This is a genomic window from Amycolatopsis sulphurea, assembly GCF_002564045.1.
Taxonomy (GTDB): Bacteria; Actinomycetota; Actinomycetes; order Mycobacteriales; family Pseudonocardiaceae; genus Amycolatopsis; species Amycolatopsis sulphurea.
Genome location: NZ_PDJK01000002.1, coordinates 4844833 through 4863160, shown reverse-complemented (window position 1 = coordinate 4863160; position 18328 = coordinate 4844833). Strand labels below are relative to the sequence as shown.

The window sequence follows — 18328 nt, the reverse complement described above, 5'->3', positions numbered from 1 at the left end:
TCACCGTTTACGCAGGTCAGCAAGGTGGGGCCAGGTGGGGTGCGGGTGGGGGGACCGTGCGCAAGATCCCCCGAGCCGGGGTCCCGGGCAACCCCGCCGCCCCTGAAACGTCCGTCTACACCCTGGTGCTGAGCGAAAAGTGGGGGACCGTGGGGAACCCGGTGGAGCGTCGTGGGGACCCCCGCACGACGCTCGCGTGTCGCGTCTTCGGTGCAAGGCTGTGAAGGGGCCCTTCACGGACTCTGTGTCTGTGAAGGGCCCCTTCACAGACCTACGCCCGAGGTGAGCCGGGCCTGGGCCGCGGTGACAGCTATCTCTTGCTGGGGCTGGGTTTTCTCTGCTGGCAGTTCGTCGCACGCCGCCGCGCACCGGATCCGGACGGCGGCGCGGTGACCGGTCAGGCCGGGATCAGCGCCAGTACGCGTTCGGCCAGCCGCGGCGCGTCGACCGGGGCGACGGTCACCCAGTCCTCGCCACCGGCGCCCGGCTGCTGCGCGGCCGAGTACGCGCCGGCGTCGGTGTCGAACCAGGTCACCCCGCCGGTGCGGGTGAGACGGCCGTCGCGGTCGCGGACCCGGACGGTGAACTGGCCCGCGGAATACACCGGCCGGTCCTGGATCGCCCGCAGCTCCTCGCCTTGACGACCGCGCAGCGGAGTCTCGGCACCGGCCGCGGGCAGCCGTACCCCATACCCCGGGCCGGGCGCGAATTCCGGCAGCACGTCCACGACCGCCGAAGCCAGCTCGCTCTCGCCGATCTTGCGCATGCCGATGGTGCGGGACGGCTGGGTCGCCAGCGCCGCCTCCCGGCCGTGCAGCACGGCCACCGCGCGGAACGGCTCGTCCGCGGTCATGTCCGCGAGCACCTCACAAGAGATGTACACGGCGCCGGAAGCCAGCAGCCGCAACCGGTTCTCCAGCGTCGCGTCGAGACGGCCGTCGAACAGGCCTCGTTCCCCGAGGTTCCGGTACACCTCGGCACGGATCGCCGCCCGGTCGGCAAAGGTCTCCCCCACGCTGTGCACCGCCAGCGGCACGGGCGGGCGGCCCAGCCCGAGATCGTCCCAGACGATGTCGAACGCGGACGCCGACAGCCGGATCAAGCCTGCTCCGAGCCGAGCGCCGGGGCAGCCGGGAAAGCGGCCTGCGGAACCAGCCCGCGCAACGCGGTGTCCCGGGTGCGCAGCACATCGATCGCCTTCTGCCGGGCGGCCTCCGCGGCTTCCCGGCGAATGTCCATGACGAAGGACAGGCCGGCCAGTTCGAGCACGTCCCCGCTCGCCGCGGCGGACCGGATCATCGCCGCCGGATCGAACTCGACCGGTTCCGGCATCTCCGCCCGTGCCCGCGCGGCGACCTCGGCCTGCCCGGCCACCGCGTCACCGACCACAGTGGACACTGTGGCGGTCTCGCCGAGCCAGCCCGCCGCCTTGGCGAGCACCGCGCGCATCGCGTCGCCCGTCTCACCCTGCCAGTTCTCCTGGCTGTCCGCGGCCAGCGCGGTGAGGCTGCCGATCGAATCACGCAGCTTCCCGGACAGCTCGCTCCAGCGCGCACCGGCCGAGCCCGCGGCGGCGGGGTCGTTGCCTTCGTGCACCTGCGCGGCGAGCGCGGCGTGACTCATCGCCTCGTAGCGGGCCACCGGCTCCGGCACGACCGGGGTTTCGGGCACGGCACTTCCTCCTCGCACGGGGGTCAGGGCAGCTTGTGTTCGACCAGTCCGGCCACGGCCCCCGCCCGGGTACAGGCGAGCGGGACGTCGGCGAAGTTCGCGTTGCTCACGTCCACCTGCACGCTGCTCGATCCGCTCACCGACAGCAGCACCGCGCAGGTCCCGTTGCGGCCGGTGACCTGCATCGCCCGGTGCGTGCCGACCGTTTTCGCGGTCCGTTTGCCGGTGGACACGTCGAGGTTGGCCAGGCCGTTGGCCTCGTCGAGGGTGATGGTCACGCCGTAGGTCGAGGGCACCGTCCAGTCGCACGCGCGGGCCTCGCCGATCGTCTTCGCCTTGCCGAGCGCGGTGATCCCGGACGTGGACCGGTCTTCCGGGGACAGCAGCGCACACGGATCCAGCGCGGCCAGCGACGCCGTCGAGGACGGCGAGGGCGACGGCGGAGGGGGTGCGGAACTCGCCCGTGGCGCGGCAGGCGCCCGGCCGCACGCGGCGAGGAGGAACAACGACGCCGTCACCCCGGCCACCGGCCCCCACCGGACCGGGCGCGCGCCCACGGGATCAGCCACCGACGCAGTCCACTCCGTCGGCCGCGGCCTCGTCTCGCGCGCGGTATTTGCGCAGCGCGCCCGCGATGCGTTCGCGCAGCGCGGCGATCTCCCGGCCGAAAGCGGACAGCTCGTCGGCCGCCGAGCCGTCCCGGCCGATGCCGTACTTGGCCATGAACACGCCGATCTCCCCGGCGTAGCCACTGCCCAGCGGTACGGAGCGGCCGAGCACCGCGGCTTCACGGGCGAGTTCGCCGACCACGTCGCCGAGCTTGCCGAGGTTCGCGTAGGTCGCCCCGGCCAGCTCCGGGGACACCGCGAACCGGCCGGCGGTCAGGCCCGGTACGCCCTGCGGCGCGGTGGACTCGCTCATCTGCGGGTGCCGCCTCTCCTTGCTCGAACGGCCTCGGACCAGGAGCCTACGACAGCGCACAGGGTCAGCGGGAGCACCCGAAGACGCCAACCTGTCACCCGGATGACGGAGCCCACTGCATGACAGAGCGTCATCAACGCAGGTTCCCGGGGTTCTGCCGCCGAGTTCTCCCGAGTTTGACACACTGGGTGGCAGGCTGGGCGCCACGCGAACCGTCGGCGCCCCGGCAGCAATCAGGAGGTCGAGTGACGTCGAGAATCCAGCCCGCTTCCGCGGCCGGACCGGAGAGAAACGGGTCCGGGCCGGTGGACCCGGCGGGGGCCGCCACGGACGGGCTGGCGCAGCTCCCGGCGGCCGGTCTCGACGAGCTGCACGAGACGGCCCGGCGGATCGCCGCGAACGTGGAGCGGGTGCTGGTCGGCAAGCCCGAGGTGATCCGGATCGCGCTGGTGACCCTGCTGGCCGAGGGGCACCTGCTGGTGGAGGACGTCCCGGGGGTCGGCAAGACCTCGCTGGCCAAGGCACTCGCCCGCTCGATCGACTGCACGGTCAGCCGGGTGCAGTTCACCCCGGACCTGATGCCCAGCGACGTCACCGGGGTGTCCATCTACAACCGGCAGACCGGGGAGTTCGAGTTCCGGCCCGGCCCGGTGTTCGCGAACATCGTGGTCGGCGACGAGATCAACCGCGCCTCCCCGAAAACCCAGTCCGCGCTGCTGGAATGCCTGGAGGAACACCAGGTCACCGTGGACACCAGCACCTACCGGCTGGACGCGCCGTTCATGGTGATCGCCACCCAGAACCCGATCGAGATGGAAGGCACCTACGCGCTGCCCGAGGCGCAGCGCGACCGGTTCACCACGCGGGTGTCCATCGGCTATCCCGACCAGGAGGCCGAGCTGGCCATGGTCGACGAGCACGCCGGGCACGACCCGCTCGCGGACCTGACCCCGGTCTCCGACGGCGCGACCGTGCGGCGGCTGATCGAGAAGGTCCGCACGGTGCACATCGCGCCCGAGGTCCGGCGATACGCGGTGGACCTGGCCGCCGCGACCCGGCAGCTGCCGGAGATCCGGCTCGGCGCCTCACCGCGGGCCACCCTGCACCTGGTGCGCGCCGCGCGGGCGCAGGCCGCGCTGTCCGGGCGCGACTACGTGGTACCCGACGATCTGCACACCGTCGCGGTGCCGGTACTGGCCCACCGGCTGGTGCTGACCACCGAGGCGCACGCCGCGCGGCGTTCGGCGACCGACGTGGTGCAGGCCGTGCTGCACCGCGTGCCCGTTCCCCAGGGCTCGGCCCGCTGAGCCGTCCCGTTAGCCGATTCGAGAAATCGCATGTTCCGCGCGCTGTCCGGCCTGACCACCCGGGGCCGTTGCCTGCTCGCCGCCGGGATCGCGGCCGCGGTGTGCTCACTGGTGCTCAACGAGCGCGATCTGCTGCGCGTGGCGATCTTCGTGGTCGCGCTGCCGTTGCTGGTCGCCGCCTACATCGCCGCCACCCGGCTGCGGCTGGGCGCGGCGCGGGCGCTACGGCCCGAGCGGGTCGCGGTCGGCTCGCCCGGCGAGGTGCACCTGGAGCTGTGGCGCAGCGGGCGGCTGCCGGGCGGTGAAGTGCTGCTGGAGGACGGCGTGCCCTACGCGCTGGGCACGCGGCCGCGGTTCGTCGTCGAACGGCTGCCGCACGACCGGCGGGTGCTGCTGCGCTACCCGCTCGAACCGAGCCTGCGCGGGATCCAGCAGGTCGGCCCGTTGCGGGCGACGATCACCGATCCGTTCGGGCTGTGCGAGTTCGACCGGGAGCTGATCGGGCATTCGCGGCTGGTGGTGGTCCCGAGGGTGGTGTCACTGTGGGGCCTGCCCGGCGGCTCGGGCATCGGCGCGGGCGACGACGGCAGCGTGCGGCTGCACTCCGGGCAGGGCGAGCCGGACGTCATCGTGCGGCACTACCGCACCGGCGACGACATGCGGAAGGTGCACTGGCGCTCCACCGCCCGGCGCGACGAGATCATGGTCCGCGTCGAGGAACGCCCGTGGCGTGGCGGCACGACGGTGCTGCTGGACCACCGCGCCGCGGCCCACCACGGCAGCGGCCCGGCGGCGAGCCTGGAGTGGGCGGTGTCGTTCGCGGCGTCGGTGTCGTTGCACCTGCGCCGCGCCGGCCATCGCGTCCGCCTGGTGACCGAACACGGCCGCTCGCTCACCGACCTCCCCGGCGAGGGCGGAGAAGGCTACGACAACGTCGTGCTCGACGCCCTGGCCGCGCTGACCACCGCCCACCAGCGCGACGTCACCCTCGGCCACGACCCCGCGGATGGGCAGGAGCTGATCGCGATACTCGGCACGGTGAGCGCGGCGTCCGTGCACGAGCTGACCAGGTATCGCCCGCGCGGAATCCGCAGCCTCGCCGTCCTGCTGGACACGCCGGGCTGGGCGAGCGCCACGCCCACGGACCACCTGTCCGCCGCGACCGAGGACTCCGCCCGCCTGCTGCGCGCCGCCGGCTGGGGCGTCGTGATCGCCGGCCCGCAGACCCCGATGGCCCAGGTGTGGGAGCAGCTCTGCCACGCCGGCATCGACCGCTCGGCGATGATCGGCGGCACGTCATGACCGGGATTTCCGGCCGGTGGGACGACCGGCCTGCCGGGCTCGGAGGCTCGTCGGTGCTGGCTGCGGGACCAGTTGTGCGGCACGCGTATTCGGGACAGTCTGCCCAACCGGAGCGGGCTCTCACCGGCAGTCATTGCCGCATCTCTCCTCGCCCCGGCCGCCGCACCGGCCTGCCGATCGCTGGTGCAGAACCGACGCGGCTTCCCGTGCACGACCACCACACCACGCGACCCCACAGCGGTGGTCAGCCGGCAACGATCGCCGGAACAAGGCGAACCACCCACCAGCCTCGGCCCGGCCACCGCACCACCACACCGGCCGCATCCACGGAACCTGCGCAACTCCCGCCGCACAGCGACCACTCCACCCGGCCCGGCGGTCGACGTACCGCACCGGCCCCGCCGGCTGAACCGGATCCGGTGGCCGCGCACCACCGTCGCCAAGCGCGACCGGCTCACCGCGGTGCTCAGCAGGCAACGATCGCGAACTCAGCCCAGCTTCCCACGCACAACCGCCCCCGCAACGGCCAACGCCATACCGCCGTCCACGCGTCGTTGCCGCGCCGGGAAAGCCCCACGCCGCACCCCTGCGTCCGCGCCGACCCGACCGTCCACAATGGCCCCGTCGTGGTTCCGAGGCCGCGCCGCCGGTGCCGGAAGCGCCCGGCCGGAGGGCTTCGATGACCACCACCTCGCCCCCTCCCCCCGCGGCGCCGCCGATTCCGCACACGCCCGTCCCCCGGGCGCCGGAACCGCCTGCCGCGTGGAAAGGCAGTCTGCTCCCGCCGATCGCGGCCGGGGTCGCCACGCTCTGCGCGGCCACGTCCCTGACCAGCATGGTCGCCGGGTGGGCGTGGTTCGGCTACCTGGTCGTCGCGGTGGTGCTGGTCGCGGCCACCGGGCTGGCGCTGCGGTCGCTGCGCGCGCCGACCGTGGTGACCGGGCTCGGGCAGCTGCTGGTCCTGCTGTTCCTGATCACCGGGGCGTTCACCACGCAGGGCGTGCTCACGATCTTCCCCGGGCCGACCGCGTTCGCCGAATTGCAGGCCACGCTCGCGGCCTCGGCCGAGCAGATCCGCACCGGGCTGCCGCCGATCGACGGCACCCAGCCGATCCTCTGCCTGATCACCATCGCGATCGGGCTGGTCGCAGTCCTCGTCGACACGCTCGCGGTCGCCGCTTCCGCACCGGCGGCCACCGGGCTCGTCCTGCTGTGCGTGTACGCCGTGCCGGCCGCGCTGTCCGAGGAAATGCTGCCCTGGTGGACGTTCGTGCTCGGCGCGGTGGCCTTCGCCGGATTGCTCGTGCTCGACGGCAACCACCGCCATCGCAGCTGGCGCAACCGCGAATCACCCGGTTCCGCCGGGCGCGCGTTGCAGGCGCCGGTGGCGGTGGTCGCCGCAGCCGTGGTGCTCGGCATGCTCGGCGGCGGGGTCGGCTGGGTCGGCACGGTCGGCAAGATCCCGTTCGGCTCCGGGCCCGGCACTGGTGACGGCACCGGCGGATTCGGCATCGCGCCGTTCACCCAGCTGCGCGGGCTGCTCGACCAAGGCGCGAACAGCGAGCTGTTCCAGGTCCGCGGCCTCGGCTCGGACCGCCGGCTGATGCGCGCGTTCACCCTCGACTCCTACGCCGCCAACAAGGGCTGGGGTCTGCGCAGCGGCGGCCAGGCCCAGACGGGCGTCGCGGCGAACAGCACGCTGCCCGCAGCACCCGGCGACGACGGCACGGGCACATCCCGGCAGATCCAGATCCAGCCCACCAGCTGGGTCGACAACTGGCTGCCGATCTACGGCGCGCCGAGAGCGTTGCGCGGGGTTCCGCCGCAGTGGCTGTACGACCGGATCAGCGGCGCCGTCTTCACCACGAAGAGCGAGCCCGCGCCGACGTACGTGGAGACTGCGTCCCTGAAGCAGCCGACAGCGGACGAATTGCGCGAGGCGGCACCGAAGTCCGACGAAGTGCCCGCGTTCTACAGCGAGATCAGAGGCGTCGACAAGCGCGTGATCTCCAAGACCGACCAGCTCATCGCAGGTAAGACGAACAACTTTGACCGGGCGACGGCGCTGTGGCAGTTCTTCAGCCCGCAGAACGGCTTCGTCTACGACACGAAGACAGCGGACGCGACCGACTCCGACGCTCTCGCGGACTTCATCCTCAACGGCAAGCGCGGCTACTGCGAGCAGTACGCGTCCGCGATGGCCGTGATGCTGCGCGTCGCACACATACCCGCGCGGGTTGCCATCGGCTTCACGCCGGGCGTGCAGAAGGGCGACTACCAGTCGATCGGTTCGCAGGACGCGCACGCGTGGGTCGAGGCGTACTTCGGCGACCAGGGCTGGGTCACCTTCGACCCGACGCCGCTCGCCGACGGGCGTGGCATCGTTCCGCCGTACCTGCAGCAGAACAACCAGGGTCAGCAACAGCCCAACGCCACGGACGATCTGCCGACCACGTCGCGCAGCGCCGGTCCGTCCAGCGGGGCCTCGCCGGACCAGAGGCAGAACCAGGCCGCTCCGGCATCCCCGGTGAACAACGGTTCGCCGGACGGCTGGCTCGCCTGGCTGGCACTGGCGCTGGCCGTCATCGGCGGAGCCGCAGTCGTGACGTCGTACCTGCTGCGGCGCCGTCCGGAACCCGCCGGCGGCACGGTGTCCGGGCTGCCACCGCCGCCGGGCGATCTGCTGGCGGCAGCGCCTGCTCCGCCGCGGGTGGCGGTGCTGTGGCTGCCGCCGGCCGCCGGGGTGCTGTTCGTGGCCGCGATCGGGTTCCTGGCCGGCCTCGTCGCCTGGTGGTTCGCGCTGCTGGTGGTGCTGGTGCTCGGCGCCGTGGGCGGCCCGGCTGCGATGCGGGACCTGTTCCGCCGCCGCCGTCTGCAGACGATCGCCACCCACGCGCCCGATTCCGCCGACGCCGCCTGGCGCGAACTGAAGGCCGAATGCGCCGACCGCGGCATGCCGATCCCCGGCAGCGACACGGTGCGTGTGGCCGGAGGCAAGATCGCCGACCGCAACCACCTCGACGACGAGGGCCGCGAAGACCTGCGCGTGGTGCTCGGCGCGGTCGAACGCAGCTGGTACAGCAATACGTCCGAACCTGAACCGACTCTGGCCCCGGCCTTCGAACGGCTACGCGCCGGCCTGCGCCGCACTGCCCCGCTTTCGCTGCGCGGACGGCTCTTCCCCCGCTCGGTCCTGCGCCGGGACCGCTGACCGGCCTGCCTGTGGCGGTTGCGCGGCCTCGGCTTCCGCGCTGTCCGGGCGATTGCGCGGCCCCGGACTCCGTGATGTCCGGACGGTTGCGCGGCTCAGCTCTGTGCCGTGTGGCGCGGTCGCGCCGTTCTCACCCAGCTTTCTCGGCGCGGGCGCCTGGTTCGGCCCGCGCCCCCGCCGGACGCCGCGCGGCTCGGCCACCGCGCTGTTCCGGACGGCCGCGCAACTCGACCGCTGTGTCGCCCGGACGGTCGCGCACCTCCAGGCAACCCGTGCGAATGATCGCGCGGCTCAGCCCGCATCCGGATCGAGCAGCCAACGCCTGGCCCGTCCGGACGACCGCGCATCCGCCCGACCGCTCGGCTCGGCTCGGCTCGGCTCGGCTCGGCTCGGACGCATGAGAAACCGCGCTCCACCCTGGTGGGCGAAGCGCGGATCCCGGACGTCGAAGGCTATTGCTCCTCGAAGCGCTGGCGGAACCGTTCCTCCATGCGCTGGGTGAACGAACTCTTGCGGCTCGGCTGCTTCCCACCGCTGCCCCCGCCCCCGCCGCTCGGTGCGTTCTTGCCGCTGCTCTCGCCGTGGCGCAGCGACGTGACGGCCAACATGACTCCGAAGAACATCACGAGGAACCCGAGCACGCTGACCACCGGGATGTCGGCGACCCGCAGCACGGGCAGCACCACACCGAGCACCAGCAGCGCAACCCCCACGACGAAGAGGGCTATTCCCTGGACGCGCCGACGGCGCGCGGGACGGCGCAACCGGGTGCCACGCACCGTGGATGCGAACTTGGGGTCCTCGGCATAGAGCTCGCGCTCGATCTGGTCGAGCAGCCGCTGCTCATGCTCGGAGAGTGGCATCTTTCCTCCTCCGGCACAGCTGTCGCGGGCGCCGGGCCGCGCAACGTCCTGGACCCAATAACCAACCCCAGGCGGGGTGGCACTGTCCAGGATACGAGCCCCGCGCGCGTCCGACTACCCGATCCCGGTTCCGGAACAGATCGAATCGGGGAAAATCCCCTTCGGCCAGGATTGGCGCTGGGTCACAGTGCCCGTTCGCACCCTCTGCCACGGGCCCCTTGACCGTCCACGCGTGTCCGGGACACCCATTCGCACCGTTCCGGTAACTGTTCGTGACCGAATCGAGGGAGTGTGGGTGACATGTCGTGCCGCTCGCTTGTGCGGCAGTGAGACGGAGGGCACGGTGCCCAGCGACGGGAAGGGTGGGTCGGCACAGGATTCGGACTGGTTGAGCAGGTCGGCACAGAATCCGGGCGGGCCGGCGGCGGCCCGGACCCCGGACCAGCCCACGCTTCCCGGCGCCAAGCCCCCGGCGACCTCACCCGGACGAGGTCCCACGAGCAGGTGGTGTCCCGACCGCACCCTCCCCCGGCAACCTCGACGGCCCCAGCGATCTCGACGGCAACGGCGACATCGGGGACCTCGGCGACGTCGGGGACAGCAGCGAGGCGGGCCGGATCGCCGAGGTGCCGAAGCGCGAGCGGGCCACGTCGGCGGCCAATTCCGCGTCGCGCCAGCGGGGCTCGGGGGAGGCGAAGGACAGCTGCTGGCCGTCGGCGTCGGTTTCCAGGGCTTCCAGGCGGACGCCGATCAGGCGAACCGGACCGGTGGGGGCATGCTCGGTCAGCAGGTCGACGGCGGTGTGGTGAATCTCGCGGGCGACGTCGGTGGCGACAGGCAGGGTGCGGGCGCGGGTGATGGTCTGGAAGTCGGCGAAGCGGACCTTGATCGACACCGTCCGCCCGCGCAGGGCACGGGAACGCAGCGCGGCACCGACCCGCTCGGACAGCCGCAAGAGTTCCACCGCCAGCTCGGCGCGGTCGGCGACGTCGACCTCGAAAGTGTGCTCCGCGCCGATCGACTTCTCCGCCGTTTCCGGGACCACGGCTCGATCATCGTGCCCATTGGCCAGCGCCCACAGGTGTTCGCCGGCGGCACGGCCCAGTGCGCGCCGCAGCCGGGCGGGCGGGGCCGCCGCGATGTCCGCGACGGTGGCCCAGCCGTGCCGCCGCACCACCTCCTCGGTCCGCTTGCCCACGCCCCACAGCGCCGACACCGGCAGCGGGTGCAGGAACGACAGCGTCTCGGCCGCCGGGACCACCACCATCCCGTCCGGTTTGGCCATGCCGGACGCGAGTTTGGCCACGAATTTCACCTTCGCCACCCCGACCGAGCAGGTGATCCCGTGCTCGGCCTGCACCCGCTCCCGGATCCGCGCACCGAGCCGCGCCGGGGTCGACCCGAGCCGCCGCAATGCCCCGCCGACGTCCAGGAAAGCCTCGTCCAAGCTCAGCGGCTCGACGAGCGGCGTCAGTTCCCGGAAGATCCCCAGCACCCCGTCCGAGACCTCGCGGTACAACCCGGGCGTCGGCTGGAGGCAGACCAGCTGCGGGCACAGGCGTTTCGCGGTGGCGAACGGCATGGCCGAGCGCACCCCGTACCGCCGCGCCGGATAGCTCGCCGCGGCCACCACCGAGCGCGGCCCGCCACCGGACACCACCACCGGCCGGTCCACCAGCTCCGGCCGGGTCCGCAGCTCACAGGACACGAAGAACGCGTCCATGTCCACGTGCAGGATCACGCATCCGGCGTCGTCCGGCGCGGGCGCACCCGCAGCGACGCGGTAGCGGGCCATCCCGCTCGGCAGTTCGGTGTTTCTCCCCACCCCGGCGACGCTACCTGCCACCCCCGACAATTTCGGGGAAGACCAGGTCAGCGACCGAAAAGAGCCGGATCAGCTCCGGCGGGCGATCGCGTGCAACCGCCCGGCGACGTCGCGCAGGGCCGGGATCGCGGCCGCAGCCAGTTCGAAGTCCGCGAGTTCCTCTTCCCGCACCTCGCCGGGCACGATGTCGGCGATGACCCGGTCGCCTTGCAACAGCGTGACTTCCAGGCCCGCGGCGACGAGCGCGTCGGTGAGGCCCGCGCTGTCGTAGCGGCGCAGCACCATGTCCCGCTCCCCCGGCACAACGCCGTCGGCGTCCGTGAGAAGCCGATGCGCGTCGGCGACCCGGCCCGTGAGCGCGCGGTGCAGCACAGCCGCATTGCGGTTGGCGACCAGCACCGACACTGCCCCACCCTGGGCGACAGCAGCGGCGAGAGCGGCCAGGACAACGCGAGGGTCGTCCACGACTTCGAGGAGGCCGTGGGCGAGCACCAGGTCCGCAGAGCCCGCGGGTACGTGCGCATCCAGCGCGTCGGAGTCGTCCGCGACAACGGTGATCCGCTGTGCGACGCCCTCTTCCACAGCCCGGCGAAGCAGCGTCGCACGCGCGTTGGGATTCGGCTCGACGACAGTGACCAAGCATCCTGCCGAAGCGAAGGGCACCGCCCAGCCGCCACTCCCGCCGCCGACATCGACGACGACCGGCTGCTCCACACCGCGCGCGCGGGCCGCGCGCAGCTCCGCTTCGAGCGCGCGGCGAACAGCACCCGAGCCCCGGGCAGCCACGATGTCCGTGTTCATGGCCGACAGGGTAGTGGCCGCCGGTCACGCGATGTGATCCGCGTGGGAGTCGTAGCGGCTTTCGCCACCTTCCGGACTACCGTCCGGCCGCGCGGGCCGTAGGCTGTGTCGAGTGCACACGGTCGCGGTTCTCAGCCTCAAGGGCGGTGTCGGCAAAACGACGGTAGCGCTCGGTATCGCCTCGGCCGCTCTCCGTAGGGGTACCCACGCCCTCGTCGCCGACCTCGATCCACAGGGCAACGCCACCACCTCGCTCGATCCGCCGTACACCGACGCGACGCTCGCCGACGTGCTGGAGACCCCCACACGCGTCGTCCTCGAACGAGCCATCGCGCCCAGCGTGTGGAGCGATCAGATCGACGTACTCGTCGGCGCGGAGGAGCTGGAGCAGCTCAACGAGCCCGACGCGGACGAGCGGCGCCTGGAGAATCTGTCGCGCGCGCTCGACGAGCTTCACCAGAACCCGCTTCGCGAAGAGCCGTACGAGCTGGTGGTCGTCGACTGCCCACCGTCGCTCGGCAGGCTCACGAAGTCCGCGCTGGTGGCCGCTGACAGCGCGGTGATCGTCACCGAGCCCACCATGTACGCGGTGGCCGGCGCGCAGCGTGCCCTGGAAGCGATCGAGCGGATCAAGCAGGAACAGAACCCCTCGCTGCGTCCGCTGGGAGTGCTGGTGAACAAGCTGCGCGTACGCTCGTACGAGCATCAGTTCCGGGTGGCCGAGCTGCGGGAGAACTTCGGGTCGCTGGTGATGCCCACTGCGATCCCGGACCGGCTGGCCGTGCAGCAGGCGCAGGGCGCGTGCAGCCCGATCCACGAGTGGCACTCCCCTGGCGCCCAGGAGATCGCCCTGACGTTCAACATGGTGCTGGCGAAGATCCTCCGCTCGTCCCGCGCCGGACGGCACCGCGTCGCCGGCGAAGAGGACGCTCCCGCGGAAGTGTCCGAGAACGCGGGCTGAGCCGTGCCCGAGGGCGACACGGTCTTCCTCACCGGGAAGCTGCTCGACCGCGCACTGGCCGGGAAAACCTTGGTGCGCGGCGAATTCCGGCATCCCGCGCTGGCCACCGCGGACGTCAGCGGGCGCCAGGTGCTCGGGGTCCGGACGGTCGGCAAGCATCTGTTCACCCGGTTTTCCGGCGACCTCAGCCTGCACAGTCACCTGCGGATGGACGGCAGCTGGCGGATCCACCCCGTGGGCGCGAAGTGGCCGATGCCCGCGCACCACGCCCGGGTGGTACTGCGGACCGCCGACGTGGAGGCCGTCGGTTTCCGGCTGCACGACCTGGCCTTGCTGCCCACCGAAGAGGAGGCCGGACTCGTCGCGCACCTCGGACCGGACCTGCTCGATCCACAGTGGACGGACGAGCACGCCGGAACCGCCACGGCGAACCTGACCGCCCGGCCGGACCGGGAACTCGGCGACGCCCTGCTGGACCAGCGGGTGCTGGCCGGAGTGGGGAACCTGTACAAGACCGAGATCTGCTTCCTGCTCGGCGTCTCCCCCTGGACACCGGTGTCCGAAGTGGACTCCGCGCGGGCGGTGGCGCTGGCGAGGAAGCTGCTGCTGGCCAACGCCTGGCGGCACGAGCAGATCACCACCGGCGATCCACACCGCGGCAGGCGCACCTGGGTGTACGAACGCACCCGGCAGGGCTGTTTCCGCTGCGGCGGCGCGGTCCTGGTGCGCACCCAGGGCGCCGGGGAGTATCAGCGGCCCGCCTGGTTCTGCCCGCGCTGCCAGCCCGGACCGGCGCCGTCGTGAGCACACGGCGGCCTCGGGGCGGGGGACGTGCGGACCGGGAAATGATGTTGCCGGACCGCGCGGTTCCCGGTTAGCGTGGCAGTACACGGGAAAGGAGGTGGTCCTAAGTTGTATTCACACAGGACTCGTGAGGTGGCTGTCCGCTAGCGGATGGCGCGCGTAAGGGACTTTGAGCAGGGATACAACCCGAGCCACCTTCGGCTCATCGCCTGCTTCGCGTGCTGCCTGAGAGTGAAGACCAGGCAGCCATCGGGCTCCCGGGGTTCCCGAGCACCAGTCCGGCTCGGGCCTGGATGCATGACGGCATTCAGGAGGCACCCCGGGAGTTTCCCTTTTCCGGCACCGGGTTCGACTTCCCTCGTCGGGGTTTGGCCTGGCGCTGGGGCCGAGGATGGCCTCGGTACTGGGCTGAGGGCAGGGCGGTGGACTGGGCACGATGAGTTCGTTGCCGGCCGGGCAGCCGGTGGCCAGCGCGTTTGGCGGGCCCGGACGGTTGCGCAGGGTGACGCTGGCGCAGTAAAACTGCGTCTCGCGATCGCGACCGAGGTTGATCTGTGACTTCCTGCTTTCCTGCTTTCCTGCTTTCCTGCGGCCATGCGGTGAAGGGCATCTTCACAGCCTCAGAGTCCAGGGTGTCGGCAAAGTCGGTGTGGAGGGCCCGGCGCAGCTGCGGAGGGCTGTGAAGGGGCCCTTCACGGACTCTGAGTCCGTGAAGGGCCCCTTCACGGCTACGGCTCGAAGCAATTCCGCCAGCCGGGAGTACCGCCGGGGTGAGATCGGCTTCTTCTCCCCTGCCGATCCGTACCGACCGCTGTTGCCGGTGGAGTCGCCTCCGTGAAGTGAGCCGGGACAGACAGCACGAACGGCCAAGAGCGGCGCAGCGCGGTCCGGCCGGCGCGAACCAGCCCGAGCGTGGGCCGGGCGCGATCCCGGCCACACGGACAGGTGGGTGCGGCAGGCAGCTCCGTGGCGATGCGGCAGCATGGGTGCGTGCTCTTCGACCGGATCGTGCGCCCTTCGTTGTACCGGCTCGCCTATCACGACCCCGAACTCGTGCACGAGCGCACGGTCGGGCTGCTGAGCCGGTTCGGGGGTGCGCTCGGGCCGGCCGGGCGGGTCTACCGCACGGACGATCCGGTGACCGTGCTCGGGCTGCGGTTCCCCAACCGGGTCGGGCTCGCGGCGGGGATGGACAAGAACGGGCGGGCGCTGGCCGCCTGGCCCGCGCTCGGGTTCGGGTTCGTCGAGGTCGGCACGGTCACCCGGCATCCGCAGCCGGGCAACCCGCGGCCGCGGCTGTTCAGCCTGCCCGCCAGCGACGCGGTGCTGAACCGGATGGGCTTCAACAACGACGGCGCCGGTGCGCTGGCCGCGCGGCTGGCCGCGCACGGGAAACCCCCGGTGCCGCTGGGGATCAGCATCGGCAAGTCGAAGGTCACGCCGCTGGACGAGGCCGTCGAAGACTACCGGTGGTCGCTGCGTGCGCTGCATCCCTACGCCGACTACTTCGCGATCAACGTCAGCTCCCCCAACACCCCAGGGCTCCGCGCGCTGCAGGACAAGACCGCCCTCGCCGGACTGCTCGCCGAACTCCGCGCGACCGGCGACGAGCTGGGCGGCGACACACCGCTGCTGGTGAAGGTCGCGCCTGACCTCACCGACGACGCGCTCGCCGAGCTGCTCGAAGTCTGCCTCGAACACGGCGTGGCCGGCATCATCGCGACGAACACCACACTCGCCCGCACCGGGATCGCCCCGGCCGAGGCCGCGCTGGCCGCCGAGGCGGGCGGACTGTCCGGCCGCCCGCTCACCGCACGTTCGGCGGCGGTGGTGCGCTTCGTGCACGAACAGACCGGCGGACGCCTGCCGATCATCGGCGTCGGCGGAATCCTCGGCCCGGACGACGCCCGCCGCATGCTCGACGCGGGCGCGAGCCTCGTGCAGCTCTACACCGGGTTCGCCCTGCACGGGCCGGGCCTGGTCCGCCGCGTCAGCCGGGGCATCGCGGGACGGCCGGGCTGACGAACCACGGTCCGCATCGTGGCACGGACCCCTTGGCGTCCTCGCCGCGTACGCAGGCGCTTCGCCGATGGCCGCGGAGGGGTCGCAAAGCGTGCAGTGCTCGCCGACCGCAAGCAACGACGCCCCAAGGCGGAAAGCCCCGGCGGCCGGATCACGGCGAATGGCACCATCCGCCCGAGCACGAACGGCGCACGCAACTCCACCGACCACAATGGACCTGCGGGGAGACCGCGAGTCAGCGCTGAGCACGAACCGCAAGCAATCAAGCGCCGCATAACCGCTCCCCCGCCGCCATAATCGCGTCGCAACGAACGGCCGCCACGAGCTCCCGTACTGGTCACTACCGGCGACCAAGCAACAACGCACGTCCAGTGCAGCCCTCGAGACGTTCGGCAGCGACCCGGACCGCGAACGGCCCACTTTCCGGGCTCCAGCCGCCGAACACCGACGGCACCGGCATCCCGCACACGAACCAACCAGCCGAACCAGCCGAACCAGCCGAACCAGCCGAACCAGCCGAACCAGCCGAACCAGCCGAACCAGCCGAACCAGCCGAACCAGCCGAACCAGCCGAACCAGCCGAACCAGCCGAACCAGCCGAACCAGCCGAACCAGCCTGGAAATCGTAGGTGGCCAGCGGTGACCAAGCCACAACGGTCACCGGTCCAGGCCGTCAACGCCATGCGCTCCAACCGATTCACCTCGCACGGGCAGGCGGCGAACCACCGAACCTCCGACGCCACCCGTCACCCGTGACCGGCATCAAGCGACCCCGCACCGAACAGCATGTCAGCTCACCGAGCGCAACCCGGCCGTGCTCAGGAACCGCAGGTAGCCACGCCACGACGCGTACCGATCCAAACCCTCGGCACCGTCGGCCGCGGCCGGGTCGCAGCGCACCGCGAACGGCGAGCTGCCGTCCTCCAGCTCGACCCGCCCGAGCAGCAACGGCGCAGGCAGTTCCGCGACGAACCGGCCGAACGCGGCGGGAGAAAGCCGCCAGCGTTCCCCGTCGAGCGCGGCTGTGCCGGGCATTACTCCTGGCTGCACGGGATCCGTCCCGTCCAGCAGCACCATGCGGTACGCCTCGGCGGTCCGGACCACGCCGCAGAACCGGGCGCCGCGCAACCGGTCGTGCAGAGGCTGGCCGCGCAAATGTGCCCCGAACACCACGACATCGGTACCTTCGGGCGGGTAAGTCGAGGCCTCCTGTTCCCCGGTGAGCACCGCGGCGAGATCGATCCCGAGCTGATCCTCGAACGCGCGGGTCGCGATCGTGACCCCGAACGGCCGCCGGTCCCCCGGCGCCACTGGGACGGTCACCGCGGCGAGATCGAGGACGTTCACGAAGGTGCTGTAGGTGCCGAGCCGGGCGCTCACGCCCACCGGATCCGCCAGCGCCTCCTCGATATCCGGATGGTCCGGCACGGTGGGCAGCAGCAGTGCGTCGTATCCGTCCAGCACCGCCCGTGCGGCGGCGCGGAGTTCGGTCACCTTCGCCCACGCTTCGGCGAGTTCGTGCGCCGTGTGGCGGCCGGCGGCGGCCACGATCGCGGAGACGGTGGGGTCCGCGCCTTCCGGACCGGCAGCGAGCACATCGCCCGCGGAGGCATGCCGTTCGGCCACCAATGCACTGCCGTACAGCATTTTCCCGGCTTCGAAGAACACGGCGAGATCCACCGGCGTCACGACGGCCCCGGACGCCTCCAGCGAGCCGACAGCGACGTCGAACGCGAGCCGCGCCGGGGCGCCGAGCGCGGAAAGGCCCGCCTGGTCGGGAATCGCCACGCGGGGCCGTTCCCCGAGCCCCAGCGGAATGTCCGCCGGCCAGGCACGCACAGCGGGGTCCGCGCCGTCCGGGCCGGTGATCACAGCAAGTGCCCGCTGGCCGAGGGCGAGGCTGCGGGCGAACACCGAAACGCAGTCGAACGACGGCGAAGCCAGGTGCACGCCGGTACGCGGCACCAGGCCGATCGTCGGCTTGAGACCGACCACCGCGTTCAGCGCCGCGGGTACGCGGCCGGAGCCGCCAGTGTCCGTGCCGAGCGCGAGATCGGCGATCCCGAGGCCGACGGCCACGGCCGATCCGCTGCTGGACCCACCGGCCACCTTCGCCGGGTCGAGCGCCGAAGCGGGCACGCCGTAGGGGCTGCGCGTGCCGGCCAGCCCGGAGGCGAACTGGTCCAGGTTCGTCTTCCCGAGCACCACGGCGCCGGCGGCGATCAGCCGGGTGAGCACCGTGGCACTCGTGACCGGCACCCGGGAGAAACCCGGGCAGCCCGCGGTGGTGGGCAGACCTGCGAGATCGAAGAGATCCTTGACCGCGAGCACCGTCCCGGCCAGCGGGAGATCCTCTCCGGCCTGAACGCGTTCGTCGACCGCTTTCGCGTCGACGAGTACCTCTTCCATGGTGCGCAAGCCGATCCAGGCCTCCGGGCGCTCTGCGGCGGCGAGCCGCCGGAACGCGGAGCGCACCCGTTCGTGCGCGCTGGGTGGCGGGAGGGGAATCGGTTCGGGTTCCGGCGGGAGCGTGGTCACGGGGCGTCCTTTCCTCGGGCGATTCGAGAAAGTCCACTGTGTACGTCCGGCTCCGCGGAACCTCAATCCACGGCGCCGGTCCTGGCGGGTGCCACCACTGAC

General features: G+C 71.9%; 14 protein-coding genes. 6 read left to right on the top strand and 8 right to left on the bottom strand.

Annotation, left to right across the window (positions count from 1 at the left end; translation table 11 throughout):
- Window positions 1-397: 397 nt before the first annotated feature.
- The 4 genes from ATK36_RS28340 to ATK36_RS28325 all read right to left on the bottom strand — a co-directional run bounded on the left by ATK36_RS28340 (window position 398) and on the right by ATK36_RS28325 (window position 2592).
- Window positions 398-1102, bottom strand: coding sequence for an ESX secretion-associated protein EspG (locus ATK36_RS28340; RefSeq protein ID WP_098514244.1), 705 nt, complete (start codon window positions 1100-1102; stop codon window positions 398-400).
- Window positions 1099-1623 (bottom strand): PPE domain-containing protein, encoded by a 525-nt coding sequence (locus ATK36_RS28335; RefSeq protein ID WP_098515250.1) that lies wholly within the window; start codon window positions 1621-1623, stop codon window positions 1099-1101. The genes ATK36_RS28340 and ATK36_RS28335 overlap by 4 nt, the downstream gene beginning before the upstream one ends.
- A 71-nt stretch (window positions 1624-1694) precedes the next feature.
- Entirely contained in the window at window positions 1695-2240 is a 546-nt protein-coding gene (locus tag ATK36_RS28330; RefSeq protein WP_098514243.1) for a DUF3558 family protein, read from the bottom strand.
- Complete coding sequence (locus ATK36_RS28325) at window positions 2233-2592, bottom strand: hypothetical protein (RefSeq protein ID WP_098514242.1); 360 nt, start codon at window positions 2590-2592, stop codon at window positions 2233-2235. The genes ATK36_RS28330 and ATK36_RS28325 overlap by 8 nt, the downstream gene beginning before the upstream one ends.
- A 305-nt stretch (window positions 2593-2897) precedes the next feature.
- On the opposite strand from ATK36_RS28325, the gene ATK36_RS28320 reads away from it, so the two are divergent.
- From ATK36_RS28320 to ATK36_RS28310, 3 genes are all read left to right on the top strand, one after another.
- Window positions 2898-3899 (top strand): AAA family ATPase, encoded by a 1002-nt coding sequence (locus tag ATK36_RS28320; RefSeq protein ID WP_211292088.1) that lies wholly within the window; start codon window positions 2898-2900, stop codon window positions 3897-3899.
- Window positions 3900-3929: 30 nt separating this feature from the next.
- Window positions 3930-5201, top strand: coding sequence for a DUF58 domain-containing protein (locus tag ATK36_RS28315; RefSeq protein ID WP_098514241.1), 1272 nt, complete (start codon window positions 3930-3932; stop codon window positions 5199-5201).
- 679 nt (window positions 5202-5880) lie between these two features.
- Window positions 5881-8412, top strand: a complete 2532-nt coding sequence (locus ATK36_RS28310) for a transglutaminase TgpA family protein (protein ID WP_098514240.1) — start codon at window positions 5881-5883, stop codon at window positions 8410-8412.
- A 452-nt stretch (window positions 8413-8864) separates the two neighbouring features.
- Here the strand turns inward: ATK36_RS28310 and ATK36_RS28305 are convergent, their stop codons facing one another.
- The 3 genes from ATK36_RS28305 to ATK36_RS28295 form a co-directional block, all read right to left on the bottom strand.
- Window positions 8865-9275 (bottom strand): DUF3040 domain-containing protein, encoded by a 411-nt coding sequence (locus tag ATK36_RS28305; protein ID WP_098514239.1) that lies wholly within the window; start codon window positions 9273-9275, stop codon window positions 8865-8867.
- A gap of 478 nt (window positions 9276-9753) precedes the next feature.
- Window positions 9754-11070, bottom strand: coding sequence for a DNA polymerase IV (dinB, locus tag ATK36_RS28300; RefSeq protein ID WP_098515248.1), 1317 nt, complete (start codon window positions 11068-11070; stop codon window positions 9754-9756).
- Between the two features lie 99 nt (window positions 11071-11169).
- Window positions 11170-11901, bottom strand: coding sequence for a methyltransferase domain-containing protein (locus ATK36_RS28295; protein WP_098514238.1), 732 nt, complete (start codon window positions 11899-11901; stop codon window positions 11170-11172).
- A gap of 112 nt (window positions 11902-12013) precedes the next feature.
- On the opposite strand from ATK36_RS28295, the gene ATK36_RS28290 reads away from it, so the two are divergent.
- The 3 genes from ATK36_RS28290 (at window position 12014) to ATK36_RS28280 (ending at window position 15688) form a co-directional block, all read left to right on the top strand.
- Window positions 12014-12862 (top strand): ParA family protein, encoded by an 849-nt coding sequence (locus ATK36_RS28290; RefSeq protein WP_098514237.1) that lies wholly within the window; start codon window positions 12014-12016, stop codon window positions 12860-12862.
- A 3-nt stretch (window positions 12863-12865) separates the two neighbouring features.
- Window positions 12866-13666 carry an Fpg/Nei family DNA glycosylase gene (locus ATK36_RS28285; RefSeq protein ID WP_098514236.1) on the top strand — a complete coding sequence of 267 codons (801 nt, stop codon included), beginning with the start codon at window positions 12866-12868 and terminating at the stop codon, window positions 13664-13666.
- A 990-nt stretch (window positions 13667-14656) separates the two neighbouring features.
- A complete protein-coding gene (locus ATK36_RS28280) occupies window positions 14657-15688 on the top strand; it encodes a quinone-dependent dihydroorotate dehydrogenase (RefSeq protein ID WP_098515247.1) in 1032 nt (343 codons plus the stop codon).
- A gap of 789 nt (window positions 15689-16477) precedes the next feature.
- Here ATK36_RS28280 and atzF read toward each other — a convergent pair.
- Window positions 16478-18226 carry an allophanate hydrolase gene (atzF, locus tag ATK36_RS28270; protein WP_211291975.1) on the bottom strand — a complete coding sequence of 583 codons (1749 nt, stop codon included), beginning with the start codon at window positions 18224-18226 and terminating at the stop codon, window positions 16478-16480.
- Window positions 18227-18328: the final 102 nt, after the last annotated feature.

What these genes read in the sequence shown, in the direction of transcription:
- ATK36_RS28335 (WP_098515250.1), bottom strand. Translation starts at nt 1,623, where the DNA reads ATGAGTCACGCCGCGCTCGCCGCGCAGGTGCACGAAGGCAACGACCCC.
- ATK36_RS28325 (WP_098514242.1), bottom strand. Translation starts at nt 2,592, where the DNA reads ATGAGCGAGTCCACCGCGCCGCAGGGCGTACCGGGCCTGACCGCCGGC.
- ATK36_RS28315 (WP_098514241.1), top strand. Translation starts at nt 3,930, where the DNA reads ATGTTCCGCGCGCTGTCCGGCCTGACCACCCGGGGCCGTTGCCTGCTC.
- ATK36_RS28310 (WP_098514240.1), top strand. Translation starts at nt 5,881, where the DNA reads ATGACCACCACCTCGCCCCCTCCCCCCGCGGCGCCGCCGATTCCGCAC.
- ATK36_RS28305 (WP_098514239.1), bottom strand. Translation starts at nt 9,275, where the DNA reads ATGCCACTCTCCGAGCATGAGCAGCGGCTGCTCGACCAGATCGAGCGC.
- dinB (WP_098515248.1), bottom strand. Translation starts at nt 11,070, where the DNA reads ATGGCCCGCTACCGCGTCGCTGCGGGTGCGCCCGCGCCGGACGACGCC.
- ATK36_RS28295 (WP_098514238.1), bottom strand. Translation starts at nt 11,901, where the DNA reads ATGAACACGGACATCGTGGCTGCCCGGGGCTCGGGTGCTGTTCGCCGC.